At 32.8% G+C, this 26,427-nt stretch carries 29 protein-coding genes and 2 other annotated features; of the genes, 27 read left to right on the top strand and 2 right to left on the bottom strand.

Features of this window, described 5'->3' with window-relative positions; all coding sequences use genetic code 11:
• The first annotated feature begins 17 nt into the window (after window positions 1-17).
• Genes ccsA through ACXQH5_RS08555 form a run of 7 tightly spaced genes read left to right on the top strand, consistent with a single transcriptional unit; the run spans window position 18 to window position 6,071 of the window.
• A complete protein-coding gene (gene ccsA, locus ACXQH5_RS08585) occupies window positions 18-833 on the top strand; it encodes a cytochrome c biogenesis protein (protein WP_001157329.1) in 816 nt (271 codons plus the stop codon).
• A gap of 41 nt (window positions 834-874) precedes the next feature.
• Window positions 875-1,801: a hydroxymethylbilane synthase gene (hemC, locus tag ACXQH5_RS08580; RefSeq protein WP_001230223.1), complete on the top strand. Its 927-nt coding sequence runs from the start codon at window positions 875-877 to the stop codon at window positions 1,799-1,801.
• A gap of 21 nt (window positions 1,802-1,822) precedes the next feature.
• Window positions 1,823-2,491, top strand: coding sequence for a uroporphyrinogen-III synthase (locus ACXQH5_RS08575; RefSeq protein WP_000805954.1), 669 nt, complete (start codon window positions 1,823-1,825; stop codon window positions 2,489-2,491).
• Between the two features lie 2 nt (window positions 2,492-2,493).
• Window positions 2,494-3,468 (top strand): porphobilinogen synthase, encoded by a 975-nt coding sequence (gene hemB, locus ACXQH5_RS08570; protein ID WP_000667126.1) that lies wholly within the window; start codon window positions 2,494-2,496, stop codon window positions 3,466-3,468.
• 47 nt (window positions 3,469-3,515) lie between these two features.
• On the top strand, window positions 3,516-4,802 hold the full coding sequence (gene hemL / locus ACXQH5_RS08565; protein WP_001270861.1) for a glutamate-1-semialdehyde 2,1-aminomutase: 1,287 nt from the start codon (window positions 3,516-3,518) through the stop codon (window positions 4,800-4,802).
• Window positions 4,803-4,862: 60 nt separating this feature from the next.
• Window positions 4,863-4,964, top strand: a complete 102-nt coding sequence (locus ACXQH5_RS08560; RefSeq protein WP_001788970.1) for a hypothetical protein — start codon at window positions 4,863-4,865, stop codon at window positions 4,962-4,964.
• A gap of 33 nt (window positions 4,965-4,997) precedes the next feature.
• Window positions 4,998-6,071: an AbrB family transcriptional regulator gene (locus tag ACXQH5_RS08555; RefSeq protein WP_000177994.1), complete on the top strand. Its 1,074-nt coding sequence runs from the start codon at window positions 4,998-5,000 to the stop codon at window positions 6,069-6,071.
• 222 nt (window positions 6,072-6,293) lie between these two features.
• Here the strand turns inward: ACXQH5_RS08555 and ACXQH5_RS08550 are convergent, their stop codons facing one another.
• Window positions 6,294-6,854: a DNA-3-methyladenine glycosylase I gene (locus tag ACXQH5_RS08550; RefSeq protein WP_001001222.1), complete on the bottom strand. Its 561-nt coding sequence runs from the start codon at window positions 6,852-6,854 to the stop codon at window positions 6,294-6,296.
• 57 nt (window positions 6,855-6,911) lie between these two features.
• Window positions 6,912-7,214: a binding site (T-box leader), on the top strand.
• Window positions 7,215-7,259: 45 nt separating this feature from the next.
• On the opposite strand from ACXQH5_RS08550, the gene ACXQH5_RS08545 reads away from it, so the two are divergent.
• The 5 genes from ACXQH5_RS08545 to ACXQH5_RS08525 all read left to right on the top strand — a co-directional run bounded on the left by ACXQH5_RS08545 (window position 7,260) and on the right by ACXQH5_RS08525 (window position 13,184).
• Window positions 7,260-9,890 carry a valine--tRNA ligase gene (locus ACXQH5_RS08545; protein ID WP_000425338.1) on the top strand — a complete coding sequence of 877 codons (2,631 nt, stop codon included), beginning with the start codon at window positions 7,260-7,262 and terminating at the stop codon, window positions 9,888-9,890.
• A gap of 12 nt (window positions 9,891-9,902) precedes the next feature.
• A complete protein-coding gene (locus tag ACXQH5_RS08540) occupies window positions 9,903-11,174 on the top strand; it encodes a bifunctional folylpolyglutamate synthase/dihydrofolate synthase (RefSeq protein ID WP_001108341.1) in 1,272 nt (423 codons plus the stop codon).
• Window positions 11,175-11,441: 267 nt separating this feature from the next.
• Entirely contained in the window at window positions 11,442-12,149 is a 708-nt protein-coding gene (locus tag ACXQH5_RS08535; RefSeq protein ID WP_000261111.1) for a prepilin peptidase, read from the top strand.
• Window positions 12,146-12,832, top strand: a complete 687-nt coding sequence (radC, locus tag ACXQH5_RS08530; RefSeq protein ID WP_170833331.1) for a RadC family protein — start codon at window positions 12,146-12,148, stop codon at window positions 12,830-12,832. Before ACXQH5_RS08535 ends, radC begins: the two co-directional genes overlap by 4 nt.
• 67 nt (window positions 12,833-12,899) lie before the next feature.
• Window positions 12,900-13,184: a hypothetical protein gene (locus tag ACXQH5_RS08525; RefSeq protein ID WP_000171863.1), complete on the top strand. Its 285-nt coding sequence runs from the start codon at window positions 12,900-12,902 to the stop codon at window positions 13,182-13,184.
• Window positions 13,185-13,300: 116 nt separating this feature from the next.
• On the opposite strand, the gene ACXQH5_RS08520 is transcribed toward ACXQH5_RS08525, so the two are convergent.
• Window positions 13,301-13,498 carry a hypothetical protein gene (locus ACXQH5_RS08520; protein ID WP_000025835.1) on the bottom strand — a complete coding sequence of 66 codons (198 nt, stop codon included), beginning with the start codon at window positions 13,496-13,498 and terminating at the stop codon, window positions 13,301-13,303.
• A 159-nt stretch (window positions 13,499-13,657) separates the two neighbouring features.
• Between ACXQH5_RS08520 and ACXQH5_RS08515 the strand changes: the two genes are divergently transcribed.
• From ACXQH5_RS08515 to secDF, 15 genes are all read left to right on the top strand, one after another.
• Window positions 13,658-14,131 (top strand): DUF4930 family protein, encoded by a 474-nt coding sequence (locus ACXQH5_RS08515; RefSeq protein WP_001236737.1) that lies wholly within the window; start codon window positions 13,658-13,660, stop codon window positions 14,129-14,131.
• Between the two features lie 73 nt (window positions 14,132-14,204).
• Complete coding sequence (locus ACXQH5_RS08510) at window positions 14,205-14,324, top strand: hypothetical protein (RefSeq protein ID WP_000840603.1); 120 nt, start codon at window positions 14,205-14,207, stop codon at window positions 14,322-14,324.
• A gap of 198 nt (window positions 14,325-14,522) precedes the next feature.
• A complete protein-coding gene (gene mreC / locus ACXQH5_RS08505; protein WP_000911041.1) occupies window positions 14,523-15,365 on the top strand; it encodes a rod shape-determining protein MreC in 843 nt (280 codons plus the stop codon).
• On the top strand, window positions 15,365-15,895 hold the full coding sequence (gene mreD / locus ACXQH5_RS08500) for a rod shape-determining protein MreD (protein ID WP_001259925.1): 531 nt from the start codon (window positions 15,365-15,367) through the stop codon (window positions 15,893-15,895). Before mreC ends, mreD begins: the two co-directional genes overlap by 1 nt.
• A gap of 26 nt (window positions 15,896-15,921) precedes the next feature.
• Window positions 15,922-16,118 (top strand) — a sequence feature (ribosomal protein L21 leader region).
• Between the two features lie 12 nt (window positions 16,119-16,130).
• Window positions 16,131-16,439 carry a 50S ribosomal protein L21 gene (gene rplU / locus ACXQH5_RS08495; protein ID WP_000457386.1) on the top strand — a complete coding sequence of 103 codons (309 nt, stop codon included), beginning with the start codon at window positions 16,131-16,133 and terminating at the stop codon, window positions 16,437-16,439.
• A 5-nt stretch (window positions 16,440-16,444) separates the two neighbouring features.
• Window positions 16,445-16,765: a ribosomal-processing cysteine protease Prp gene (locus tag ACXQH5_RS08490; protein WP_000633690.1), complete on the top strand. Its 321-nt coding sequence runs from the start codon at window positions 16,445-16,447 to the stop codon at window positions 16,763-16,765.
• An 11-nt stretch (window positions 16,766-16,776) separates the two neighbouring features.
• On the top strand, window positions 16,777-17,061 hold the full coding sequence (gene rpmA, locus ACXQH5_RS08485; RefSeq protein ID WP_000916187.1) for a 50S ribosomal protein L27: 285 nt from the start codon (window positions 16,777-16,779) through the stop codon (window positions 17,059-17,061).
• Window positions 17,062-17,815: 754 nt separating this feature from the next.
• Window positions 17,816-19,108, top strand: a complete 1,293-nt coding sequence (obgE, locus tag ACXQH5_RS08480; RefSeq protein WP_000496105.1) for a GTPase ObgE — start codon at window positions 17,816-17,818, stop codon at window positions 19,106-19,108.
• 12 nt (window positions 19,109-19,120) lie between these two features.
• Window positions 19,121-19,576: an ACT domain-containing protein gene (locus tag ACXQH5_RS08475; RefSeq protein ID WP_000368900.1), complete on the top strand. Its 456-nt coding sequence runs from the start codon at window positions 19,121-19,123 to the stop codon at window positions 19,574-19,576.
• 13 nt (window positions 19,577-19,589) lie between these two features.
• Window positions 19,590-20,192, top strand: coding sequence for a Holliday junction branch migration protein RuvA (gene ruvA, locus ACXQH5_RS08470; protein ID WP_000271547.1), 603 nt, complete (start codon window positions 19,590-19,592; stop codon window positions 20,190-20,192).
• A gap of 31 nt (window positions 20,193-20,223) precedes the next feature.
• Entirely contained in the window at window positions 20,224-21,228 is a 1,005-nt protein-coding gene (gene ruvB / locus ACXQH5_RS08465) for a Holliday junction branch migration DNA helicase RuvB (RefSeq protein ID WP_001005767.1), read from the top strand.
• 1 nt (window position 21,229) lies between these two features.
• Window positions 21,230-22,255: a tRNA preQ1(34) S-adenosylmethionine ribosyltransferase-isomerase QueA gene (queA, locus tag ACXQH5_RS08460; protein WP_001019166.1), complete on the top strand. Its 1,026-nt coding sequence runs from the start codon at window positions 21,230-21,232 to the stop codon at window positions 22,253-22,255.
• Between the two features lie 22 nt (window positions 22,256-22,277).
• On the top strand, window positions 22,278-23,417 hold the full coding sequence (gene tgt, locus ACXQH5_RS08455; protein ID WP_001112045.1) for a tRNA guanosine(34) transglycosylase Tgt: 1,140 nt from the start codon (window positions 22,278-22,280) through the stop codon (window positions 23,415-23,417).
• An 18-nt stretch (window positions 23,418-23,435) separates the two neighbouring features.
• Complete coding sequence (yajC, locus tag ACXQH5_RS08450) at window positions 23,436-23,696, top strand: preprotein translocase subunit YajC (RefSeq protein WP_001160682.1); 261 nt, start codon at window positions 23,436-23,438, stop codon at window positions 23,694-23,696.
• Between the two features lie 274 nt (window positions 23,697-23,970).
• Window positions 23,971-26,250: a protein translocase subunit SecDF gene (gene secDF, locus ACXQH5_RS08445; RefSeq protein WP_000749798.1), complete on the top strand. Its 2,280-nt coding sequence runs from the start codon at window positions 23,971-23,973 to the stop codon at window positions 26,248-26,250.
• Window positions 26,251-26,427 lie beyond the last annotated feature (177 nt).

Here is a 26,427-nt window from a genome sequence, read left to right as displayed (position 1 = left end):
ATTAATATGGTGATAATATGCAAGAAAACCTGTTTATTCGATTCAATGAAATTATATTATTAATATACTTAATCAGTATCATTTGCTATTTTTATGATTTTGTCCAAAAAAGTCATAAGATTAGAAGTTTAGGCATATATTTATTGGGGATTGTTTGGGTTTTACAAACAATCTCTTTATCTATTTTTATTATACAAACTAGACATATTCCATTAGGGTCTATTTCAGATGTATTCTATACTTTAAGTTGGCTGATTATTTCAATCTCTTTAATTCTTAACCTTATCAAAGTTTTGAATTTCTCTGTGTTTTTCTTGAATTTAATAGGGTTAACACTTTTAGGGATGAATACATTTCAACCGACACATTATACCAATAAGGTTCAGAAAATTGCTGTTGTAGACGAGTTACTGTTAGTCCATATTGGTCTAGCTGTGTTAAGTTATGTCTTCTTTGCCTTAGCTTTTGTCAATGCATTACTGTATATCATGCAATACCGTAATTTGAAGGAAAAGCGTTTTGATCAAAAATACTTTAGAATAGGTAGCGTTGCTACACTTGAATCAATTGTGTTTTACTCAACGTTAAGTGGGTGGATAATTCTCATATTTAGTATTATTTTAGGTACACAGTGGGGTGTAATTTCAGTTGGTGAACGTATATTCATTGACCCGAAGGTAATACTCTCTTCAATTATTACAGTATTATATGGAAGTTATATTTTACTTAGAATCAACAAATGGTTGAATTCAAGGTATTTAATATACTATAACATTATTTTATTTTGCTTAAATATGATTAATTTATTTTTTGCAACACATTTTGTGAATTGAGAAAATAATCTAGAGCAATCCGTTCCTAGGAGGAATTGAACATGCGTAAATTAGTCGTTGGCTCCAGAAGAAGTAAATTAGCTTTAACACAAAGCCAGCAATTTATTGATAAATTAAAAGCTGTCGAGCCAAATCTAGAAATTGAAATTAAAGAAATTGTCACGAAAGGCGATCGTATAGTAGATAAACAATTATCTAAAGTCGGAGGCAAAGGCTTATTTGTTAAAGAAATACAACATGAACTTTTTGAAAAAAATATCGATATGGCAATACACTCGCTTAAAGACGTACCAAGTGTAATTCCGGAAGGTTTAACATTAGGTTGTATCCCTGATAGAGAATTACCTTTTGATGCGTATATTTCTAAAACACATACACCACTATCCCAATTGCCAGAAGGCAGTATTATTGGTACTAGTTCATTACGTCGTGGTGCACAAATATTATCTAAGTATCCTAATTTAGAGATTAAATGGATTAGAGGTAATATAGATACACGATTAGAAAAGTTACAAACTGAAGATTATGATGCGATTATTTTAGCTGCAGCTGGTTTAAGACGAATGGGCTGGTCAGATGATATCGTAACGTCTTATCTTGATAGAGATACATTGTTACCTGCAATCGGACAAGGTGCTTTAGGGATAGAATGTCGTAGTGACGATGAAGAACTATTAACATTATTAAGCAAAGTACATAATGATGAGGTTGCAAAATGTGTGACTGCTGAACGAACGTTTTTAGCAGAAATGGATGGTAGTTGTCAGGTGCCAATCGCAGGATATGCTACAATCTCAGATCAAAAAGAAATCGAATTTACAGGTTTAATTATGACCCCAGATGGTAAAGAACGATTTGAATATACAATGAACGAAACAGATCCGGTTGAGTTAGGCAAAAAAGTGAGTAACAAATTAAAAGAGCAAGGTGCTTATGAAATTATAAAACGCTTAAATGAACAACATTAAATAATGGAGTGACGTTTAAATATGAAGCCAGTTGTAGTTATGACACAAACAAATGACATGCAAAGTGATTTAGTATCAATTATTCACAAACCCTTTATTGATATAAAGCCACTAAATTTTGATATTCATTTGTTAAATCAACGCTATGACTGGCTTATTTTTTCATCTAAAAATGCTGTGAAATTCTTTTATAAATATCTAAAAAGAATTAATGTTGATAACATTGCTGTGATAGGAAGTAAGACAGCGCAATATTGTGAATCACTTGGCATTCAAGTTGATTTTATGCCAAACGACTTTTCTCAAGAAGGATTTTTAAAATCATTTAATCAAACTAACCAAAAAATACTTTTGCCTTCGAGTGAATTGGCGAGACCATTATTATTAGCAGCGTTATCTAAAGATAATGAAGTTGTTAAAATAGATTTATATACTTCAGTGCCTAACAAACAAAATATACAGGATGTTAAAGAAATGATAGAACATCAACAAATCGATGCATTAACATTTTCAAGTTCGTCGGCAGTACGTTATTATTTTAATGAAGGATTTGTACCAAAATTCAAGTCGTATTTTGCTATTGGAGAACAAACAGCACGGACCATTAAATCATATCAACAACCAGTAACAATTGCAGAAATTCAAACACTTGAATCACTAATTGAAAAGATTTTAGAAAGTAGGGGCTAAAAATGAAATTTGATAGACATAGAAGATTGAGATCATCAGCGACAATGAGAGATATGGTTAGAGAGAATCATGTAAGAAAAGAAGATTTAATATATCCAATTTTTGTAGTTGAAAAAGACGATGTGAAAAAAGAAATTAAGTCATTGCCAGGTGTATACCAAATCAGTTTGAATTTACTTGAAAGTGAATTAAAAGAAGCTTATGACTTAGGTATACGTGCCATTATGTTTTTTGGTGTTCCAAACTCAAAAGATGATATAGGTACTGGTGCATACATTCACGATGGTGTTATTCAACAGGCAACACGTATTGCTAAAAAAATGTATGATGACTTATTAATTGTTGCAGACACTTGTTTGTGTGAATATACTGATCATGGTCATTGTGGTGTGATTGATGACCATACACATGACGTTGACAATGATAAATCATTACCACTACTTGTTAAAACAGCAATTTCTCAAGTGGAAGCTGGAGCTGATATTATTGCACCAAGTAATATGATGGATGGTTTTGTTGCTGAAATTCGTCGTGGACTTGATGAAGCCGGCTATTACAATATTCCAATAATGAGTTATGGTGTCAAGTATGCATCTAGTTTCTTTGGACCTTTTAGAGATGCAGCAGATTCAGCGCCATCATTTGGTGATAGAAAAACGTATCAGATGGACCCTGCTAACCGTTTGGAAGCACTTCGTGAATTAGAAAGTGATCTTAAAGAAGGGTGCGACATGATGATTGTTAAACCTGCTCTAAGTTATTTAGACATAGTTCGAGATGTTAAAAATCATACGAATGTTCCAGTTGTTGCATATAATGTGAGTGGAGAATATAGTATGACTAAAGCAGCGGCACAAAATGGTTGGATAGATGAAGAACGTGTCGTTATGGAACAAATGGTTTCAATGAAACGTGCAGGTGCTGATATGATTATTACTTATTTTGCAAAGGACATTTGTCGCTATTTAGATAAATAAGGTTTTATATGTATGATTTTCCATAAACTATAGGAGGAATTTACTTTATGAGATATACGAAGTCAGAAGAAGCAATGAAGGTTGCTGAAACTTTAATGCCAGGTGGTGTAAATAGTCCAGTACGCGCATTTAAATCAGTAGATACACCAGCAATTTTTATGGACCACGGTAAAGGCTCAAAAATTTATGATATCGATGGTAACGAGTATATCGACTATGTACTAAGTTGGGGGCCGCTTATTTTAGGACATAGAGACCCTCAAGTTATTAGTCATTTACATGAAGCAATTGATAAAGGTACAAGTTTTGGTGCATCAACATTACTTGAAAATAAATTGGCGCAGCTCGTAATTGACCGAGTACCTTCAATAGAAAAAGTGCGTATGGTGTCATCTGGTACAGAAGCTACATTGGATACTTTAAGATTAGCACGTGGTTATACTGGCAGAAATAAAATTGTGAAATTTGAAGGTTGCTATCATGGTCATAGTGATTCGTTATTAATCAAAGCTGGGTCTGGGGTGGCAACATTAGGATTGCCGGATTCTCCTGGTGTGCCTGAAGGTATTGCTAAAAATACAATTACAGTTCCATACAATGATTTAGATGCACTTAAAATCGCTTTCGAAAAATTTGGAGATGATATTGCTGGTGTAATCGTAGAACCTGTTGCTGGTAATATGGGTGTCGTACCGCCGATTGAAGGTTTTTTACAGGGATTAAGAGATATTACGACAGAATACGGCGCATTGCTAATTTTCGATGAAGTAATGACTGGTTTCAGAGTCGGTTATCATTGTGCACAAGGTCACTTTGGTGTGACACCAGATTTAACTTGCTTAGGAAAAGTTATCGGTGGAGGACTACCAGTAGGTGCTTTTGGTGGTAAAAAAGAAATCATGGATCATATAGCACCATTAGGAAATATCTATCAAGCGGGTACGTTATCAGGGAATCCTCTTGCAATGACAAGTGGTTATGAAACGTTAAGTCAATTAACGCCAGAGACATATGAGTATTTTAATATGTTAGGCGATATACTTGAAGACGGTTTAAAGCGTGTATTTGCTAAACACAATGTACCAATAACTGTAAATAGAGCAGGTTCAATGATTGGTTATTTCTTAAATGAAGGACCTGTAACTAATTTTGAACAAGCGAATAAAAGTGATTTGAAATTATTTGCAGAAATGTATCGTGAAATGGCAAAAGAAGGTGTATTTTTACCACCATCTCAATTTGAAGGTACATTCTTATCTACGGCACACACGAAAGAAGATATTGAAAAAACGATTCAAGCATTTGATACGGCTTTAAGTCGTATTGTAAAATAAATATACGGACAAATTGAGAGCCTGAACTTTGTTCAGGCTCTTTTTAAATGTATATCAGGCATGGGCGGCGACTTGATAGTGAAAGTCCATATATGCTTTGTAGTCAAAACTGCTAGCGGATATTGTTATCTTAACAAACGTGAAGCTCAAGCAGCAATTTAGTCATTTTATTTTTTATTGAAAGAAGTGGAAAACATGACAATGATATATAGAAATAATTTCATTGTGTTCGTTTTATCATTTTTTATTAGTATTATATTGTATTCATCGCACGTATTACTCCCATTTATGTTTGGTCCTATTATCGCATCAATCATTTGTGTGAAAGTTTTCAAACTTGATATTAAATGGCCATTCTTACTTAGTGAATTAGGGATTGTACTATTAGGGGTGCAAATCGGATCAACGTTTACGAAAAATGTCGTTATGGATATTAAAGACAATTGGCTTTCGATTATTGTTGTATCTATTTCGATATTATTAATTGCATTAGTAATGGCATTTATTTTCAAAAAAATTGCACGTATTAATACAGAAACAGCTATTTTAAGTGTTATACCAGGAGCACTAACACAAATGCTGGTCATGGCTGAACAAGACAAACGTGCTAATTTGTTAGTAGTTAGCTTAACGCAAACATCACGAATTATATTTGTTGTTGTTTTAGTACCGTTCATTTCATATTTTTTTCATGATGGTAACATGCATGCGAATGGTAAGTTAACAAAAGTCTTGCCTTTATCACAAGTATTAAACATAGGGCAAATAGTTATTTTAGCGATAGCTATCTTTATAGTTTATCTAATTATGTCTAAAATAAAGTTTCCAACATTTCAATTATTAGCACCACTCATTGTATTAATTGTTTGGAATTTTTCTACAGGTTTAACATTTACACTAGATCATTGGTTGTTGAACATGGCACAACTAATATATATGATTAGAATTGGAGTTCAAATTGCGCATTTATTGTCAGATTTAAAAGGTAGACTAGCAATCGCAATTACAATTCAAAATATTATGTTGATAATTGGTGCGCTAATCATGGTTTATGTCATACATTTCTTTGATAATAATCCTATAAATGAATTGTTTCTTGGTGCAGCACCAGGAGGGGTTAATCAGATAGTTTTAGTTGCATTAGCTACTGGTGCCGATGTTGCTATGATTACGAGTTATCATATTTTCCGAATCTTTTTCATCCTATTTATTATTGCACCAGGAATTAATTACTTTTTAAAATATCGTTCGAATAAGCGTGAAGATTAGAAACTATCATCCATTTAAGTTAAATTATGCTTAGGATAGAATTCATTATTAAGGTTTAAGCAAAGGTTGTACATCTATTTTTAGATTAAGATATCTAATATTAGCAGTGCATTAACATGGAACTTTAACTTGTGATTTGAATCAATTTCTACATTAAAAAACGAGACAGTCTATTAGTTAAAAATAGATGATGTCTCGTTTGCTTTATGATGCTATAGCAAATTAATTGTGTTTAGGTTTTGATGGACAATCTTTTAAATGTGCATCATATAAACCGGCTGCTTCTAAAAACGAAAATACTGTTACTGGACCTAAAAATTTAAACCCGTATTGTTTTAAATCTTTAGATAGTTGTGTTGCAGTATCATCAACTGTGATACGATCAGAAGCATGTTCATACTGTAAATCTTTAGGCTTACCATTTACATAAGACCATAAAAATTTACTAAAACTACCATAAGCTTGTTCAATTTTTAAATACCCTTGAGCTTGATTAACAATTGCTTCTAATTTTTTACGATGATGAACGATATTTGGAAAAGTCATTAAGCGGTCGATATCATGAGCGGTCATTTGTGCTACCTTTTCTGGTTCGAAATCATAAAATGCTTCTTCATAGGCTTCTTTCTTTTTTAAAATAGTTAACCAAGATAGCCCAGCATGTTGTGATTCTAATGCTAAAAGTTTAAACAATGCCTTGCTATCATAGAGCGGTTGTCCCCATACATGATCATGATAGTCTAAATAGACTGGATCTTTAGTTCCAAATGCGCATTCATTCATTTTATTCCCACCTATACATTGACTTATTTTGTCAATCATTATACTATAAGTTAAGAGTTTAATATAGGATTTGGGAAGAGTAAGTTCAAATTATTTTAAAGAGAGCATATGATTTGGTGTGAGTATGTAAATGATTTTTACTGAAGGTAGCCCACAGAGTATCTTAGCTGAACGTGATTATATAGTAGGCTAAGACGTGTTTGAGCGTTAATCATAATCTAGAGTGCTTGAAGAGATGAAGCATTTCAAATTTCACGATGATAGTATTGGTATGATTATTCCAATTATGTTAAAAGAGTGAATTTGATATTAATCATCCTTCTTGAATATAGGTGGTACCACGGAATATCCGTCCTATTTGTATATAGGATGGATATTTTTTATTTTTTTTAGGAGGTATAGCAAATGGAAATGAAACCAAAATATGATCCTCGTGAAGTTGAAGCGGGACGTTATGAAGAATGGGTAAAGAATGGTTATTTTAAACCGTCAGAAGATAAATCAAAAGAAACATATACAATTGTTATCCCGCCACCAAATGTAACTGGTAAATTACATTTAGGACATGCATGGGATACAACTTTACAAGATATCATTACACGTATGAAACGTATGCAAGGATACGATACGTTATACTTACCAGGTATGGATCATGCTGGTATTGCAACACAGGCAAAGGTAGAAGCTAAATTAAAAGAACAAGGAATAACTAGATATGATCTTGGTCGTGAAAAGTTTTTAGAACAGGCATGGGATTGGAAAGAAGAGTATGCGTCATTTATTCGTGCGCAATGGGCTAAATTAGGTCTAGGTTTAGATTATAGTAGAGAACGTTTTACTTTAGATGAAGGTTTAAGTAAAGCAGTTAAAAAAGTTTTTGTTGATCTGTACAATAAAGGAATTATTTATCGTGGCGAACGTATTATAAATTGGGATCCTAAAGCACGTACAGCTTTATCTGATATTGAAGTAATACATGAAGATGTTCAAGGTGCGTTTTATCATTTTAAATATCCTTACGCTGATGGTGAAGGTTTTATTGAAATTGCAACAACAAGACCAGAAACGATGTTAGGTGATACAGCGATTGTTGTTAACCCTAATGACGAACGATACAAAGATGTAATCGGTAAAACTGTTATATTACCAATCGTAGGACGCGAACTGCCTATTTTAGCAGATGAGTATGTTGATATAGACTTCGGTTCTGGTGCTATGAAAGTGACACCAGCACATGACCCTAATGATTTTGAAATTGGTCAAAGACATCAATTAGAAAATATTATCGTTATGGATGAAAATGGTAAAATGAACGACAAAGCTGGTAAATACGAAGGTATGGACCGTTTTGATTGTCGTAAACAGCTAGTTGAAGATTTAAAAGAACAAGATTTAGTTATCAAGATTGAAGATCATGTTCATTCTGTAGGTCATTCAGAACGATCTGGCGCTGTTGTTGAACCATATTTATCAACGCAATGGTTTGTGCGCATGGAAGACTTAGCGAAACGTTCATTAGATAACCAAAAAACAGATGATCGTATTGATTTTTATCCACAACGTTTCGAACATACATTTAACCAATGGATGGAAAATATTAGAGATTGGACGATTTCAAGACAATTATGGTGGGGTCATCAAATTCCAGCTTGGTATCATAAAGAAACAGGCGAAATATATGTTGGAGAAGAAGCGCCAACTGATATTGAAAATTGGCAACAAGATGAAGATGTATTAGATACGTGGTTCTCAAGTGCTTTATGGCCTTTCTCTACGTTAGGTTGGCCTGATTTAGAAAGTGAAGACTTTAAACGATACTACCCAACAAATGCCTTAGTTACAGGTTACGATATTATCTTTTTCTGGGTAGCACGCATGATATTCCAAGGCTTAGAATTTACAGATCGTCGTCCATTTAATGATGTGTTATTACACGGCTTAGTTCGTGCTGAAGACGGGCGTAAGATGAGTAAATCATTAGGTAATGGTGTGGATCCAATGGATGTTATTGACGAATACGGTGCTGATAGCTTGCGTTACTTCTTAGCAACGGGTTCATCTCCAGGACATGATTTAAGATACTCAACTGAAAAAGTTGAGTCAGTATGGAACTTTATCAATAAAATCTGGAATGGGGCACGTTTCAGTTTAATGAATATCGGTGAAGACTTTAAAGTTGAAGATATCGATTTAAGTGGTAACTTATCATTAGCAGATAAATGGATTCTAACACGTTTAAATGAAACGATTGCAACAGTTACTGATCTAAGTGACAAATATGAATTTGGCGAAGTTGGACGTGCATTATATAATTTCATTTGGGATGATTTCTGTGATTGGTACATTGAAATGAGTAAAATTCCAATGAATGGTAATGATGAAGAACAAAAACAAATTACACGTTCAGTATTGAGTTATACTTTAGACAATATTATGAGAATGCTACATCCATTCATGCCATTTGTAACAGAGAAAATATGGCAAAGTTTACCACATGAAGGTGACACAATTGTTAAAGCTTCATGGCCAGAAGTGCGTGAATCATTGATTTTTGAAGAAAGTAAACAAACAATGCAACAACTTGTTGAAATCATTAAATCTGTAAGACAATCACGTGTAGAAGTAAATACGCCATTGTCTAAAGAAATACCTATTTTAATTCAAGCTAAAGATAAAGAAATCGAAACAACTTTATCACAAAACAAAGATTATTTAATCAAATTCTGTAATCCTAGTACGTTAAATATTAGCACTGACGTGGAAATTCCTGAGAAAGCAATGACATCAGTTGTAATTGCAGGTAAAGTGGTATTACCATTAGAAGGGCTAATTGATATGGATAAGGAAATCAGCCGTTTGGAAAAAGAATTAGCTAAACTTCAAAGCGAATTAGATAGAGTAGATAAAAAGCTCTCTAATGAAAACTTTGTAAGTAAAGCGCCTGAAAAGGTTATAAATGAAGAAAAACGTAAAAAACAAGATTATCAAGAAAAATATGATGGTGTGAAGGCAAGAATTGAACAATTAAAAGCATAGGAGTTAGTAACAATGAATTACCTAGAGAGCTTGTATTGGATACACGAAAGAACTAAATTTGGCATCAAACCAGGTGTTAAACGTATGGAATGGATGCTAGCACAATTTAATAATCCTCAAAATAACATTAAGGGTATTCATGTAGGTGGCACAAATGGTAAAGGCTCTACAGTTGCTTACCTTAGAACAGCTTTAGTTGAAAATGGTTATGAAGTAGGTACATTTACGTCGCCGTTTATTGAAACATTTAATGAACGAATTAGTCTAAATGGTGTGCCAATATCAAATGACGCTATTGTAGAATTAGTATCACGTATTAAACCAGTTAGTGAAATGATGGAACGTGAAACAGATTTAGGTGTTGCAACTGAATTCGAAATAATCACAGCGATGATGTTTTTATATTTTGGTGAAATACATCCTGTTGATTTTGTCATTGTTGAGGCTGGATTGGGTATAAAGAACGATTCGACAAATGTCTTTACACCGATTTTATCAATCTTAACTAGTATCGGTCTAGACCATACAGATATTTTAGGTGGTACTTATCTAGATATTGCTAGGGATAAAGGCGCGATTATAAAGCCTAACGTTCCAGTGATATATGCTGTTAAAAATGAAGATGCATTAAAGTATGTTCGTGAACGCGCAATTGAACAACATGCAAAGCCAATTGAATTAGATAGAGAAATTGTTGTTGTATCGCAAAATGATGAATTTACTTACCGTTATAAAGATTATGAATTAGAAACAATCATTTTAAGTATGTTAGGTGAACATCAGAAACAAAATGCTGCATTAGCCATAACAGCTCTTATTGAATTAAATGAACAAGGATTAATTGAATTAGATTTCAATAAGATGATAGACGGTATTGAATCAGTTCGTTGGACTGGACGTATTGAGCAGGTGCATGACAAACCTTTAATCATTTTGGATGGCGCACATAATTCAGAGAGTATAGATGCTCTAATTGATACAATTAAACAGTACCATGATAAAGAAAAAGTAGATATTTTGTTCTCAGCAATAAACGGAAAACCGATTAACGAGATGGTCAAACATTTAAGTTTAATTGCGCATACGTTTTATGCAACTGAATTTGATTTTCCGAAAGCGTTACGCAAAGAAGAAATTGTAGGTAGTATTGAAAATGATGAAATACAATTAGTAGATGACTACGTTGAATTTATAAAAAATTATCAAGGTGATACATTAGTAATTACCGGTAGTCTGTACTTCATAAGTGAAGTTAAATCAAAATTAGACTTCGAAGCATTATAAAACTAAAACTAAAATAGCCGTGAAGAATCTATTTAATTAATAGGTAGCTTCATGGTTATTTTTTATGCTCTAAATCGTATGTGTTTATAAGGTTCAATTTCTTGCCATTATTAATTTTGACGAGCAGAAATGGGTTATTAAAGTATCCATCAATTATGCTTAGCAATATTGAAAAATTTAAATGAAAAAGAGGGGCAATTCTTGGAAAATGGTGTATATTTACATTTTGGTAATGACTAACTATACTTTACGTAAGGAGGTTGTCATTTGGTAGTATTGTTATCTTATAGTTGCAGTTGTATCTTTAGTTTTCTATATCAATTTATATCTATAGAAGAAACGTCATTTGATTATTTACATAGAAGATCGAAATGTGATTATTGTAATTCATCACTCAAATGGTATGAATTAATGCCGATTATTAGTTTTTTATTATTAAAAGGGCGATGTCGAAACTGTCGTAAGCGTATTTCCCTAACACATTTCTTAGGGGAAACCTTTGCTTTAATCCCTATCGTCTTTATTAAGTATGATTTCACATACGTAAATGCTACGCTATTTATAACTACATATGTTTTTCTGCTTATTTTTACTATGACCGATATCACGTCTTTAATGTTAGATTGTCGCTTAATTATAATTTATTGTATTGTTTCTCTCTCGTTAAGTATTATTTATCCAGTAGCTTTTATCATTATTAGTATGACCACGCATATATTCTACTTTTTATTTCGGGCATATATTGGTTATGGTGACGTTTTACTAATATCTGCACTTTCTTTGTTTTTCCCTCTCCAATTCACTATTTATGTCATTTTATTTACATTTGTCATTGCTGGTTTAGTTGCTTTAATTACCATGATATTTAAGCCGATAAAACTATTACCCCTTGTTCCATTTATATTTATTTCCTTTTTTATCAATTCACTTTTTTATAATGATATCCATCAATTTTTAGGAGGCGTATATTTTTGAAAATTAAAGAAATGGTAACTTCAGAAATGCCAAGAGAACGTTTGTTAAGCCATGGTGCAAAAAGTCTTTCGAATACAGAATTATTAGCTATATTAATTAACACCGGAAGAAAAGGATTCTCGAGTATAGACATTAGTAATGAACTGCTTAAATCTGCTTCGAATCTGAATGAATTGAAAAAATCTTCAATTTACGATTTGATACAAGTTAAAGGGATTGGATTACAAAAAGCAATTACATTAAAAGCAGCATTTGAGTTAGGGGAAAGGATGGGGAGAAGAGCTGAAAATAATCGTATAAAAATAACGCAACCAAGTGATGTTGCTGATTATATGATTCCAACAATGAAAGATTTAACACAAGAACATTTTGTCATTTTATTGTTAAATTCAAAAAATGTAGTGATTAAAGAAAGCTGTGTTTTTAAAGGTACATTAAATAGTTCAATTGTACATCCACGCGAAATTTTTAGTATTGCGGTGAGAGAAAATGCCAATGCAATCATCGCAGTTCATAATCATCCATCCGGTGATGTAACGCCCTCACAAGAAGATATCATAACAACAATGAGGTTGAAGGAGTGTGGTTTGATTTTAGGGATAGATTTATTGGATCATATTATAATCGGTGATAATAGATTTACGAGTCTTGTAGAAGCGGGTTACTTTGATGAAAATGATTGAAGTTGATAGAATTAATGACGTATCTTGTGTATAATACCTACGAAGTACTTTCATTGGAGGAAAAATAGTGACTCTATTTATTATTATCGGGGTTCTCGTGCCTATGGTTTATACCATGCAGTTAAATATTAAAAATGAACCTGTAACAAAGCGCAATCTATTAATAACATTAGCTTTATCTACGGTAGGTATTTTAGTAACGGCGTTAGCAGGTGTGATCGTTACGAAACAAGCTTTTCCTTTATTAAGTGTAGCAATAGGCTCAATTTTTACTGGAATCGTTTGGGGCCTTTTACTAAGTGGTAGCTACGCGCTGATACGATTTTTATCTAACGCATTTGGGCGTAAGTAATAGTAATCTGTTCATCAAGTAGTATCCGTGTTTGAAAACAAATTAAAACTCCTAATGTGGAACTAGTTAAAAAATTCTAAACTAGTACATTAGGAGTTTTGTTATGCAGAATAAATTTAATTGTTAAATTGAAAGTGTGGTAAAAACCCACTATTTATTTGAAAAAAATCGAGCAACCATATTAAACCTTGATATCCTAAGTAAATACATAATAAAACAAGTCCGACATAAATTAAAAATCGCAAAATAGAAAGTCCAACTCTAAAAAGGAGGATGACTAATAGTGCTATTAAAATAATTGTTAGTATACTCAATGCTACAAACCTCCTCATACGCTTTTAAATCATAACAAAATTATAAGCTATTTTAAATGAACGTGCATCAGTCCTAAGATATATCATGATTAAGGCTGAAGACTGAGGAAAATATACATAATAAAATATATAATTAGATGAAGACATTGGAGGCGAACTATGAGATTGATATTTAGTATGATTAAAAACATTATAGCAGTAATAGCAATTGTGATAATTGTTTATATCGCCTTGAAATACGCACCTTTTTTAAAAGAACAAGATTGGAATCCTGTAAATCACGATAATGATCAAACGAATCAAGTTACGCAACCCACTAATGATGCCCAACATGTTTATGTAAGTGGTGAGAAATATTCATTAAAAGAAAATGATTTAATAAAGAATGTACCATTAAGCCAAATTAAAAATGTATTTAAAATGATAGATAAACAAGAGTTTATGGCTGTGTCTGGAATGAATCGCATGGCTTATAATGATCAATATATTATAGGTCAAAGAGGAGACGAATTTATTCTTTATAAATTTGGAGATGAGTCAATGCGTGTTTACAATACTGAATTTGAAATGCAACAAGACTTAAATGAATTAGGGCAAAATTTACAACTAAAACCTGAAAATGCTTATCAATAGGAAATTATTGCATAAGAAATATATTTTAGTTATCCTGCCACTAGAATAAATTTAAAAGGTTGGTGTAGTTCAAATGGCAGAACAATCAAAACAGAAACAAGCTAATGAACAACAAAAGGCCCAGAACTTATTCGCACGTTGGAGACAACTTCAGAATTCGAACAGTGAATCCTCGAACGATACAAACAGATAATTTTAAAATTTAAATCGATTATTTAAACTACTAGTGACTGGAATGTTTGCTAGTAGTTTTTTGTTTTTAAAATGCCACAAATATTTTACGGAGTTGTTCATTTTCAAAGTAATTCGTAGTTAGTGCTTTATTTCATAATGGGAGTAATATAAAATAGAAAAGGATATACAATATTTTGACATAATAGAGGTGTTCTGGGTGCTTAAGTTTTTTAAAAATAACAAATTAATTGTTGTTTTATGTGCAATTATCGTTTTTATTGCATTAATTGGGCTGTCCATACGTTCACAATCTCAATCACCTCCTGAACAATATATAGGTGATTCTGTGTCTTTTGGACAACGAGTTGTGAGTTATCCAGTTAATTTTGTTGCTGGTACGATTGGGGACTTTTTTAAAAAAGGAGATTCTAAAGAATCTAAAAATAAGATTAGCCAGTTAGAATCTAAGAACCAACAATTAGAAGCGGAAAATGAAAAATTAAAAAAAGAGCTTGATTTAAAAGATATTTCAAAATTTGATCCTATTTCTACTACGGTTTTAGCAAGAAATCCGGATCAGTGGATGAATACAATTGTAATTGATAAGGGATCTAAATCAGGTATAACTTCAAATATGGCTGTGATGACATCACAAGGTTTTGTTGGAAGAGTTACTAAAGTTAATAAATTTTCTTCACAAGTTGATTTAATCTCAACTAATACACGTGCGGGTAAATTATCTGTAAATATACAACACGGTTCTAAAAATATATTTGGCTTAATTGATCGTTATGATGAAAAGAACTCAGAACTTGTTATTAGTGATATTAATAATAGAGATAATATCTCAAAAGGTGATAAAGTCGTTACAAGTGGATTAGCTGATCAACTACCAAGTAATTTATATATAGGAGAAGTGACTAAGGTTCAAAATGATCAATACGGCTTAGCTAAAGAAGTTAGGGTTAAGACTGGTGCAGACTTAACAGATTTGAGCCATGTTTATGTTGCAAAAAGAGATCCTAAAACAATTCCTGATGATGAAAGCAGGGATAAATAATGCGTACACTGTATTATTTTTTGATAGGTATTTTACTATTTTATATAGATACTGCAATTGGGCTTCTTATTCCAATGCACATAGGTAAGTTTGAACTTGTGTTTGTACCACACCTTACATTTATGTATATTTTAATGATGGTAGTGTATCGCGGCTTTGGCGTATCATTATTGCTCAGCATATTTTTAGGCGTAATGACTGATGTATACTTTGGTAGTATTTATGGAGTGTACTTATTTGGCTATATATTGTTTTTAGCACTTATAGATCGATTCTTTAAAATTTTTTACAAAGATCATTCGATGTTATTCATTATTATATTAGCCAGCACCTTATTATTAGAAGTCTATGTGGCATTAATATACGGTATGTTAGGATTCATTCAATTTGATATTATTCATTTTGTAGTCTTTAGATTATTGCCAACATTAATTATGAATTTTGTACTGTTAATCATGCTTTATCCGTTGATTATAAAGTTCCTTAAAAAAACAAACAATGACATTGACATGAAACGCCGTCAATGGTAAGATGCAATAGTTGAGTAGTTATAAGTAGCTACATACAACCGCTCAAATATAGGTTCAAGAACATTTTTAATGAAGAAAGCGATTGTCAATCAAGGCGTTGAAGGAAGAAACGAGAAGAGTTTATCTTTATAAATGACTCGAGTTGCGACCGAAACAACGTAGAGTGCAAACGCTTGACTCAATAACGAAATGTCACCTATGTATGGCGTGACTTATTATACAGGAGGTGCAAAGTATGTTTGCTATTATTGAAACAGGTGGAAAACAAATCAAAGTAGAAGAAGGTCAAGAAATCTTCGTTGAAAAATTAGACGTAAACGAAGGAGATACTTTTACATTTGATAAAGTATTATTTGTAGGTGGAGATTCAGTTAAAGTTGGAGCGCCAACAGTTGAAGGTGCAACAGTTACTGCTACTGTTAATAAACAAGGTCGCGGTAAAAAAATCACTGTATTCACATACAAACGTCGTAAAAATTCAAAACGTAAAAAAGGCCATCGTCAACCATACACTAAATTAACAATCGATAAAATCAACGCGTAATTATTATGATTACTGTTGATATTACAGTTAATGATGAAGGCAAAGTAACAGACGTTATTATGGATGGCCATGCTGACCATGGTGAACATGGTCATGATATCGTTTGTGCTGGAGCTTCAGCTGTATTGTTTGGTAGTGTTAATGCGATTATAGGATTGACATCTGAGAGACCAGATATCAATTATGACGACAATGGTGGTCATTTTCATATAAGAAGCGTTGATACAAATAACGATGAAGCGCAACTAATTCTTCAAACAATGCTTGTGTCTTTACAAACTATTGAAGAAGAATATAATGAGAATATTAGATTAAATTATAAGTGAGGTGCATTCCGATGTTAAAATTAAACTTACAATTCTTCGCATCTAAAAAAGGGGTAAGTTCTACAAAAAACGGACGTGACTCTGAATCAAAACGCTTAGGTGCTAAACGTGCTGACGGTCAATTCGTAACAGGTGGTTCAATTTTATATCGCCAACGTGGTACTAAAATTTACCCTGGTGAAAATGTAGGTCGTGGTGGCGATGATACATTATTCGCTAAAATCGACGGCGTTGTTAAATTCGAACGTAAAGGTCGCGACAAAAAACAAGTTTCTGTATATGCAGTAGCTGAATAATTTTGTCTAGTTAACACCAGAAGTGAATCTTCTGGTGTTTTTTACTTTTTATAAAACGTTTTTCATTATTATTTTCATTTTGTTATTAAAAAATGGGAATTTTAGACGTTATACTAAATGTGCAACTGCATAAGAGCCCCTAATCGCTAAACTATAAGGGGCTAAAAGGATTACAGTTGCAGCGTTTAAAGAATAAACTGTACCACTATTGGTTCTGAGAAATATCAGCAATTTGAGTAAAGTAAACTTAAAAGCAACTGCATAAGAGCCCCTAATTATTTACAATATATAAGGGGATAAAGGAATACAGTTGCAGTATAAAAAGCAAAAAAGTATCATATTTGGTACTTGGAAATATCAGCAATTTGAGTAAAGTAAACTTAAAAGCAACTGCATAAGAGCCCCTAATTATTTACAATATATAAGGGGATAAAGGAATACAGTTGCAGTATAAAAAGCAAAAAAGTATCATATTTGGTACTTGGAAATATCAGCAATTTGAGTAAAGTAAACTTAAAAGCAACTGCATAAGAGCCCCTAATTATTTACAATATATAAGGGGACAAAGGAATACAGTTGCAGTATAAAAAGTAAAAAAAGTATCATATTTGGTACTCGGAAATATAAGCAATTTGAGTAAAGTAAACTTAAAAGCAACTGCATAAGAGCCCCTAATTATTTACAATATATAAGGGGCTCTAATATGCTATAATTATTGGGAAAATGAAAATTATATGTAAAAGAGGTGAGATATATGTTTGTCGATCAAGTCAAAATATCTCTTAAAGCCGGTGATGGTGGTAATGGTATTACCGCATACAGAAGAGAAAAATATGTACCATTTGGTGGACCAGCTGGCGGTGACGGTGGTAAAGGTGCTTCAGTCGTATTTGAAGTGGATGAAGGTTTAAGAACGTTATTAGATTTTAGGTATCAACGTCATTTTAAAGCAAGCAAAGGTGAAAATGGCCAAAGTAGTAATATGCATGGTAAAAATGCGGAAGATTTAGTATTAAAAGTTCCACCTGGTACAATTATTAAAAATGTTGAAACAGACGAAGTGTTAGCTGATCTTGTTGAAGATGGTCAAAGAGCTGTAGTAGCGAAGGGCGGTCGAGGTGGCCGAGGTAATTCACGTTTTGCAACACCTAGAAACCCTGCACCTGACTTCAGTGAAAAAGGTGAACCAGGTGAGGAATTAGATGTATCTTTAGAATTGAAATTATTAGCTGATGTAGGATTAGTAGGCTTCCCTAGTGTGGGTAAATCGACTTTATTATCTATCGTTTCAAAAGCTAAGCCTAAAATTGGGGTATATCATTTTACAACGATTAAACCAAATCTAGGTGTTGTTTCAACACCTGATCAACGAAGTTTTGTTATGGCAGATTTACCAGGTTTAATTGAAGGTGCATCTGATGGCGTTGGATTAGGACATCAATTTTTAAGACATGTAGAGAGAACAAAAGTTATTGTTCACATGATTGATATGAGTGGTTCTGAAGGTAGAGAACCTATTGAAGATTATAAAGTCATTAATCAAGAATTAGCCGCGTACGAGCAACGTTTAGAAGATAGACCTCAAATCGTAGTAGCTAACAAGATGGATTTACCTGAATCACAAGATAATTTAATCTTATTTAAAGAAGAAATTGGCGAAGATGTGCCAGTTATTCCAGTTTCAACAATAACGCGTGATAATATTGATCAATTATTATATGCAATAGCAGATAAATTAGAAGAATATAAAGATGTTGACTTCACAGTTGAAGAAGAGGAGTCGGTTGGCATTAACCGAGTATTATATAAACATACACCGTCACAAGATAAATTTACAATTTCAAGAGATGATGATGGTGCTTATGTGGTAAGTGGTAATGCTATTGAAAGAATGTTTAAAATGACTGACTTTAACAGTGATCCAGCAGTACGTCGATTTGCTCGTCAAATGCGTTCGATGGGTATTGATGATGCGCTTAGGGAACGTGGTTGTAAAAATGGTGATATCGTTAGAATTCTTGGCGGAGAATTTGAATTCGTTGAATAGGAGCGTAACATGATGGACAATAAAGATTATAAAAAGTTTTATTTAATTAGAGAAGATGTCTTGCCTGAATCCGTGGTTAAAACATTGAAGATTAAAGATGCCTTAAAAAGTGATCCAACATTGTCCATTTATGATGCCGTTAAACAGTTTGATCTATCTAGAAGTGCTTTTTATAAATATAGAGAAACGATATTTCCAGTAGACGATAAAATGCTTGACCATCGAGAATTTACATTAATTTTATATGTAACTGATATTGTGGGTATGTTGGCACGTGTACTAGATGTTATATCAAAGTTAGAACTATCTGTATTAACGATTCATCAAAGTATTCCAATGGAAGAAAAAGCAACAATAACATTATCACTGAATGCTAAATCTAAAGAAACTTCAGTAGAAGATATTATTGGCGCTTTGAGAAATTTAGATTATGTATCAAAAGTAGAATTAATTAGTATGAGTATGTAAGGATGTGCCTATAATGTACGCGTATGTCAAAGGTAAGTTAACACATTTATATCCTACACACGTAGTTGTTGAAACTGCTGGTGTTGGTTATGAAATTCAAACACCAAATTCTTATCGTTTTCAAAAGCATCTAGATCATGAAGTTTTAATTCATACATCTTTAATTGTTCGTGAAGATGCACAATTATTGTATGGATTTAGTAGTGAAGAAGAGAAAGATATGTTCTTGAGTTTAATTAAAGTTACTGGTATTGGTCCGAAATCAGCTTTAGCTATTTTAGCGACAAGTACGCCTAATGAAGTAAAACGTGCCATTGAAAATGAAAATGATACGTATTTAACTAAATTCCCAGGAATTGGTAAGAAAACGGCAAGACAGATTGTCTTAGATTTAAAAGGTAAAGTGAAAATCACTGAAGAAGATAGCGATTCATTATTACAAGTAGACGCTACATCGACGGTGCAAGATCAATTCGTGCAAGAAGCAATGTTAGCGTTAGAAGCATTAGGTTATTCTAAACGAGAGCTTGCAAAAGTTGAGAAAACGTTAAATAAAAATAAATATGACTCAGTTGATGAAGCTGTTAAGGCAGGTCTTCAATTAGTTGTATCTTAATTTTAAATAGATTAATAGGGGAAGTGTTGTCATGAATGAGCGTATGGTTGATCAATCAATGCATAGTGAAGAAACTGATTTCGAATTGTCGCTTAGACCTACGAGATTACGACAATATATTGGTCAAAATTCAATAAAAAGTAATTTAGAAGTATTTATTAAAGCGGCTAAACTTCGTCATGAACCATTAGATCATGTATTGCTTTTTGGCCCCCCTGGATTAGGTAAGACAACATTATCTAATATCATTGCCAATGAAATGGAAGTTAATATACGTACAGTATCAGGGCCTTCATTAGAAAGACCTGGTGATTTGGCTGCAATTTTATCAGGGCTTCAACCTGGAGATGTTTTGTTTATTGATGAAATACACAGACTGAGTAGTGTTGTTGAAGAAGTGTTATACCCTGCAATGGAAGATTTCTTTTTAGATATTATCATTGGTAAAGGCGATGAGGCTAGAAGTATCCGAATCGACTTACCTCCATTCACTTTGGTAGGTGCAACAACGCGAGCTGGTAGCTTAACAGGTCCACTAAGGGATCGATTTGGTGTGCACTTAAGATTAGAATATTATAATGAATCAGATTTAAAAGAAATCATTATTAGAACAGCTGAGGTTTTAGGCACAGGTATTGATGAAGAAAGTGCTATTGAACTTGCTAAACGTTCTAGAGGGACTCCAAGAGTAGCAAATCGACTATTGAAACGGGTAAGAGACTTCCAGCAAGTGAATGAAGATGAACAAATATACATTGAAACAACAAAGCATGCATTAGGTTTACTTCAAGTTGATCAACACGGACTAGATTACATTGATCATAAAATGATGAACTGTATTATTAAGCAGTATAATGGTGGACCTGTTGGTTTAGATACGATTGCCGTAACAATTGGCGAAGAACGTATTACAATTGAGGACGTTTATGAGCCATTTCTTATTCAGAAAGGCTTTTTAGAACGTACGCCACGTGGCAGAAAAGCAACACCATTAGCTTATGAACATTTTGCAAAGTCGAATGAGGAGAGAGAATAACGTGAATATTGAAGAATTTGACTATGACTTACCAGAATCATTAATTGCTCAAACGCCTTTAAAAGATCGTGATCATAGTCGTTTATTAGTCATGGATAGAGAAACTGGTGAAATGAAACATTTACATTTCAAAGATATCATTGAGTATTTTAAACCTGGTGATACATTAGTGCTTAACGATACGCGAGTAATGCCAGCTAGACTTTTTGGTTTAAAAGAAGAAACTGGTGCAAAAGTTGAAATGTTAATGTTAACTCAAATTGAAGGTAATGATTGGGAAGTCTTACTGAAACCAGCTAAGCGTATTAAAGTTGGTAATAAATTGAATTTTGGTAATGGCAAAATTATAGCTGAATGCATAAAAGAAATGGATCAAGGTGGACGCATCATGCGTTTACATTATGAAGGTATTTTACAAGAAAGATTAGATGAATTAGGGGAAATGCCACTGCCACCATACATCAAAGAACGTTTAGATGATCCAGATCGTTATCAAACAGTTTACGCTAAAGAAAGTGGTTCAGCGGCAGCACCAACAGCAGGATTACATTTTACTGATGAGTTATTAACTGAAATTAAAAATAAAGGTGTTAATATCGCATTTGTTACATTACATGTTGGATTAGGTACGTTTAGACCGGTGAGCGTCGACGATGTGAATGACCACGAAATGCATAGTGAATATTATCAAATGACACAAGAAACAGCTGATTTATTAAATGATACTAAGTCCAAAGGATATCGCATTATATCAGTTGGTACAACTTCAACACGTACACTTGAAACAATTCGACGCGATCATGATAAATTTGTTGAAACGAGTGGCTGGACTAATATATTTATTTATCCAGGATTTGATTTTAAAGCAATTGATGGCCAGATTACTAATTTTCATTTACCAAAATCAACATTAGTTATGCTAGTATCAGCGTTTAGTACTCGTGAAAATGTTCTGAATGCTTATAAAACGGCAGTAAATTTAGAATATAGATTCTTTAGTTTTGGCGATGCAATGTTAATTATATAAAAAGAATGTGAGGATTTTGAATATGCCTGCAGTAACATACGAACACATTAAGACTTGTAAACAATCAGGTGCGCGTTTAGGTATCGTGCACACACCACACGGTTCATTTGAAACACCTATGTTTATGCCAGTTGGTACTAAAGCAACCGTTAAAACAATGAGTCCAGAAGAGTTAAGACAAATTGAAGCAAAAATCATTTTGGGCAACACATATCATTTGTGGTTACAACCCGGAAATGATATTATCAAACACGCTGGGGGATTACATAAATTCATGAATTGGGATGGTCCGATTCTAACAGATTCAGGCGGTTTCCAAGTGTTTAGTTTAAGTAATTTACGTAAAATTACAGAAGAAGGCGTGGAATTTAGACATCATACTAATGGGTCTAAATTATTTTTGAGTCCTGAGAAATCAATGCAAATTCAAAATGATTTAGGTTCTGATATTATGATGGCATTTGATGAATGTCCACCGATGCCTGCTGAATATGATTATGTAAAAAAATCTATTGAACGTACAACACGTTGGGCGAAAAGATGTCTAGATGCACACCAAAGACCTGAAGATCAAGCATTGTTCGGCATTATACAAGGTGGCGAATATGAAGATTTAAGAGAACAAAGTGCAAAGGATTTAGTAGAATTAGATTTTCCTGGTTATGCAATCGGCGGTTTGTCAGTTGGTGAACCTAAACCGGTTATGTATAAAATGGTTGAACATACAGAGCAGTTTATGCCTAAAGATAAACCAAGATATTTAATGGGTGTAGGATCTCCAGATGCGTTAATCGAATGTAGTATTCGCGGCATGGATATGTTTGATTGTGTCTTACCGACACGTATTGCCAGAAATGGTACTTGTATGACATCGCAAGGTCGTTTGGTTATTAAAAATGCAAAATTTGCAGATGATTTAAGACCGTTAGATGAGAATTGTGACTGTTATACATGTCAAAACTACTCAAGAGCGTATATACGTCATTTAATCAAGGCAGAGGAAACTTTTGGTATTCGTCTTACTACTATTCATAATTTACATTTTCTGCTAAAATTAATGGAAGATATAAGACAAGCCATTCGAGAAGATCGTCTTTTAGATTTCAAAGAAGAATTCTTCGAGCAATATGGATTAAATGTTGAGAACCCAAAAAACTTTTAAGCAAGAGGAGCGTATAAAATGCAATTTTCATTACTAATATATATAGTCGTAATTTTTGCGGTTATGTATTTCTTGATGATCAGACCACAACAAAAACGTGCGAAACAGCATCGTGAGTTGATTAATAACATTCAATCTGGTCAAAGAATTACAACTATTGGTGGTATTAAAGGTACTGTTAAAGCAGTAGATGAAACAACTGTTGTTATTACAGTTAATGGTCATGGTACTGAATTAACTTTCGAAAAACCTGCTATTAAACAAGTTGACCCTTCATAACAAGAAGTGGTATTAAAAAGGATGAAACGAATAGCGTTTCATCCTTTTTAAGTTATAAGTAGTATGTAGAATAGCTTATTTTTATTCCAAAAAAAGAAATTGTGATACATAATAATTGTTAAATTTAAATTAAATATATCTATGACTATTTTTACTCCCTGCTCTAGTATGTTAATATGTATAAGGCTAATAAATTTTGTAAGAAAGATTTAACTTGCGTTATAAAATAGTATTCAAGTATTCTAAATACATACGTAAATAATGAGGTGTTCATGTGAAGAAAAGTAGTAGAATAATTGCGTTCTTGCTTTTAGTCGTATTGTTGTTTGCCGGAATGGCTGCAACTTATAAAAGTGTTATAAAGAATGTCAATTTAGGACTTGATTTGCAAGGTGGATTTGAGGTGCTTTATCAAGTCGACCCTTTAAATAAAGGCGACAAAATAGATAAAAAAGCCTTACAATCAACAGCGCAAACATTAGAAAATCGTGTTAACGTTTTAGGTGTTTCCGAACCTAAAATTCAAGTTGAAGAACCTAATAGAATTAGAGTTCAACTTGCTGGTGTAACAGACCAGAATGAAGCACGTAAAATTTTATCTTCTCAAGCTAATTTAACAATTCGCGATGCAGAAGATAAAGTAAAATTAAGCGGTTCTGATATTAAACAGGGATCTGCCAAACAAGAATTCAAACAGGAAACAAACCAGCCTACAGTTACTTTTAAAGTAAAAGACAAAAACAAATTTAAAAAAGTAACGGAAGAAATCTCTAAGAAACGTGATAATGTCATGGTTGTTTGGTTAGATTTCAAAAAAGGTGACAGCTATAAAAAAGAAGCACAAAAGAAAAACCCTAAATTTATTTCTGCAGCAAGTGTTGATCAACCAATCAATTCTGATAGCGTAGAAATCTCTGGTGGATTTAAAGGACAAGAAGGCGTTAAAAAAGCAAAACAAATCGCCGAATTGTTAAATGCAGGTTCTTTACCAGTTGACTTGAAAGAAATTTATTCAAACTCAGTAGGTGCCCAATTTGGTCAAGATGCATTAGATAAAACTGTGTTTGCATCGTTTATTGGTGTAGCATTAATTTATTTATTCATGCTTGGATTCTACCGATTACCTGGTTTAGTAGCGATTATTGCATTGACAACTTATATCTATCTAACGTTAGTAGCATTTAATTTCATTTCCGGGGTTCTAACATTACCAGGATTAGCGGCGTTGGTATTAGGTGTAGGTATGGCTGTAGATGCCAATATTATCATGTATGAGCGTATAAAGGATGAACTTCGAATAGGTAGAACGATAAAGCAAGCATTTTCTAAAGCAAACAAAAGTTCGTTCTTAACAATTTTTGATTCTAACTTAACAACAGTTATCGCCGCAGCAGTATTATTCTTCTTCGGTGAAAGTTCAGTTAAAGGTTTCGCGACAATGTTATTATTAGGTATTCTAATGATCTTTGTTACAGCCGTGTTCTTATCAAGATTCTTATTATCATTACTTGTTTCATCAAATATATTCAAAAATCAATTTTGGTTATTTGGTGTTAAAAAGAATAAACGACATGATATTAATGAAGGTGTAGATGTTCATGACCTTAAAACTTCATTCGAGAAATGGAATTTTGTTAAATTAGCTAAGCCATTAATTGGAGTAAGTATTTTAATTGTAGTTGTCGGTTTAGTTATTCTTTATATCTTCAAGTTAAACCTAGGAATTGATTTCTCAAGTGGTACACGTGTAGATTTCCAATCTAAACAAGCAATTACTCAACAAAAGGTTGAGCAAGTTGTAAAAGATAGTGGACTTAAAGCAGATCAAATTCAAATCAATGGTAAAGATAATAAAGTAGCAACTGTTCAATTTAAAGACGATTTAACGCGTGCTCAAGATAATAAATTGAGTGATAATATTAAATCGAAATTCGGTGACACACCTCAAATTAACACTGTATCACCAATTATTGGACAGGAATTAGCAAAAAATGCAATGCTTGCATTAATCTATGCATCGATAGGTATCATCATCTATGTATCATTACGATTTGAATGGCGCATGGGTCTTTCATCTGTATTGGCATTATTACATGATGTATTTATTATAGTAGCGATTTTCAGTTTATTTAGAATTGAAGTAGATTTAACATTTATCGCCGCTGTATTAACAATTGTCGGTTATTCAATTAATGATACAATCGTAACGTTTGACCGTGTACGTGAAAACTTACAAAAGGTTAAAGTGATTACGACAACAGAACAAATTGATGATATCGTTAATAGATCAATTAGACAGACAATGACACGTTCAATTAATACAGTATTAACAGTTATTGTAGTAGTAGTTGCTATACTATTCTTCGGTGCTCCTACGATATTCAACTTTACTTTAGCATTATTTATCGGATTGATTTCTGGTGTATTCTCTTCAATCTTCATTGCCGTTCCGCTATGGGGAATGATGAAAAAACGTCAGTTGAAAAAATCGCCGAAACAGAAATTAGTTGTATATAAAGAAAAGAAATCGAACGATGAAAAGATTTTAGTTTAAAATGAATTAAGCGGTATGTGAAACAATAAAGAGTTCACATACCGCTTTTTACTTTGTTTAAATTTAACAAAATATATATAAATAAGTTCCCGCATTCATTTTTAAAAAATGGTATAATTAAAGTCTTGATTATTTAGATAAGTGCTTTTTATTTAAAGTAATTTTAGATATAATGTC

Source organism: Staphylococcus sp. SA22, assembly GCF_054165785.1.
This window is presented reverse-complemented; position numbering and strand designations above follow the sequence as displayed.

What these genes read in the sequence shown, in the direction of transcription:
- ccsA (WP_001157329.1), top strand. Translation starts at nt 18, where the DNA reads ATGCAAGAAAACCTGTTTATTCGATTCAATGAAATTATATTATTAATA.
- hemC (WP_001230223.1), top strand. Translation starts at nt 875, where the DNA reads ATGCGTAAATTAGTCGTTGGCTCCAGAAGAAGTAAATTAGCTTTAACA.
- ACXQH5_RS08575 (WP_000805954.1), top strand. Translation starts at nt 1,823, where the DNA reads ATGAAGCCAGTTGTAGTTATGACACAAACAAATGACATGCAAAGTGAT.
- hemB (WP_000667126.1), top strand. Translation starts at nt 2,494, where the DNA reads ATGAAATTTGATAGACATAGAAGATTGAGATCATCAGCGACAATGAGA.
- hemL (WP_001270861.1), top strand. Translation starts at nt 3,516, where the DNA reads ATGAGATATACGAAGTCAGAAGAAGCAATGAAGGTTGCTGAAACTTTA.
- ACXQH5_RS08560 (WP_001788970.1), top strand. Translation starts at nt 4,863, where the DNA reads ATGGGCGGCGACTTGATAGTGAAAGTCCATATATGCTTTGTAGTCAAA.
- ACXQH5_RS08555 (WP_000177994.1), top strand. Translation starts at nt 4,998, where the DNA reads ATGACAATGATATATAGAAATAATTTCATTGTGTTCGTTTTATCATTT.
- ACXQH5_RS08550 (WP_001001222.1), bottom strand. Translation starts at nt 6,854, where the DNA reads ATGAATGAATGCGCATTTGGAACTAAAGATCCAGTCTATTTAGACTAT.
- ACXQH5_RS08545 (WP_000425338.1), top strand. Translation starts at nt 7,260, where the DNA reads ATGGAAATGAAACCAAAATATGATCCTCGTGAAGTTGAAGCGGGACGT.
- ACXQH5_RS08540 (WP_001108341.1), top strand. Translation starts at nt 9,903, where the DNA reads ATGAATTACCTAGAGAGCTTGTATTGGATACACGAAAGAACTAAATTT.
- ACXQH5_RS08515 (WP_001236737.1), top strand. Translation starts at nt 13,658, where the DNA reads ATGAGATTGATATTTAGTATGATTAAAAACATTATAGCAGTAATAGCA.
- ACXQH5_RS08510 (WP_000840603.1), top strand. Translation starts at nt 14,205, where the DNA reads ATGGCAGAACAATCAAAACAGAAACAAGCTAATGAACAACAAAAGGCC.
- mreD (WP_001259925.1), top strand. Translation starts at nt 15,365, where the DNA reads ATGCGTACACTGTATTATTTTTTGATAGGTATTTTACTATTTTATATA.
- rplU (WP_000457386.1), top strand. Translation starts at nt 16,131, where the DNA reads ATGTTTGCTATTATTGAAACAGGTGGAAAACAAATCAAAGTAGAAGAA.
- ACXQH5_RS08490 (WP_000633690.1), top strand. Translation starts at nt 16,445, where the DNA reads ATGATTACTGTTGATATTACAGTTAATGATGAAGGCAAAGTAACAGAC.
- rpmA (WP_000916187.1), top strand. Translation starts at nt 16,777, where the DNA reads ATGTTAAAATTAAACTTACAATTCTTCGCATCTAAAAAAGGGGTAAGT.
- obgE (WP_000496105.1), top strand. Translation starts at nt 17,816, where the DNA reads ATGTTTGTCGATCAAGTCAAAATATCTCTTAAAGCCGGTGATGGTGGT.
- ACXQH5_RS08475 (WP_000368900.1), top strand. Translation starts at nt 19,121, where the DNA reads ATGGACAATAAAGATTATAAAAAGTTTTATTTAATTAGAGAAGATGTC.
- ruvA (WP_000271547.1), top strand. Translation starts at nt 19,590, where the DNA reads ATGTACGCGTATGTCAAAGGTAAGTTAACACATTTATATCCTACACAC.
- ruvB (WP_001005767.1), top strand. Translation starts at nt 20,224, where the DNA reads ATGAATGAGCGTATGGTTGATCAATCAATGCATAGTGAAGAAACTGAT.
- tgt (WP_001112045.1), top strand. Translation starts at nt 22,278, where the DNA reads ATGCCTGCAGTAACATACGAACACATTAAGACTTGTAAACAATCAGGT.
- yajC (WP_001160682.1), top strand. Translation starts at nt 23,436, where the DNA reads ATGCAATTTTCATTACTAATATATATAGTCGTAATTTTTGCGGTTATG.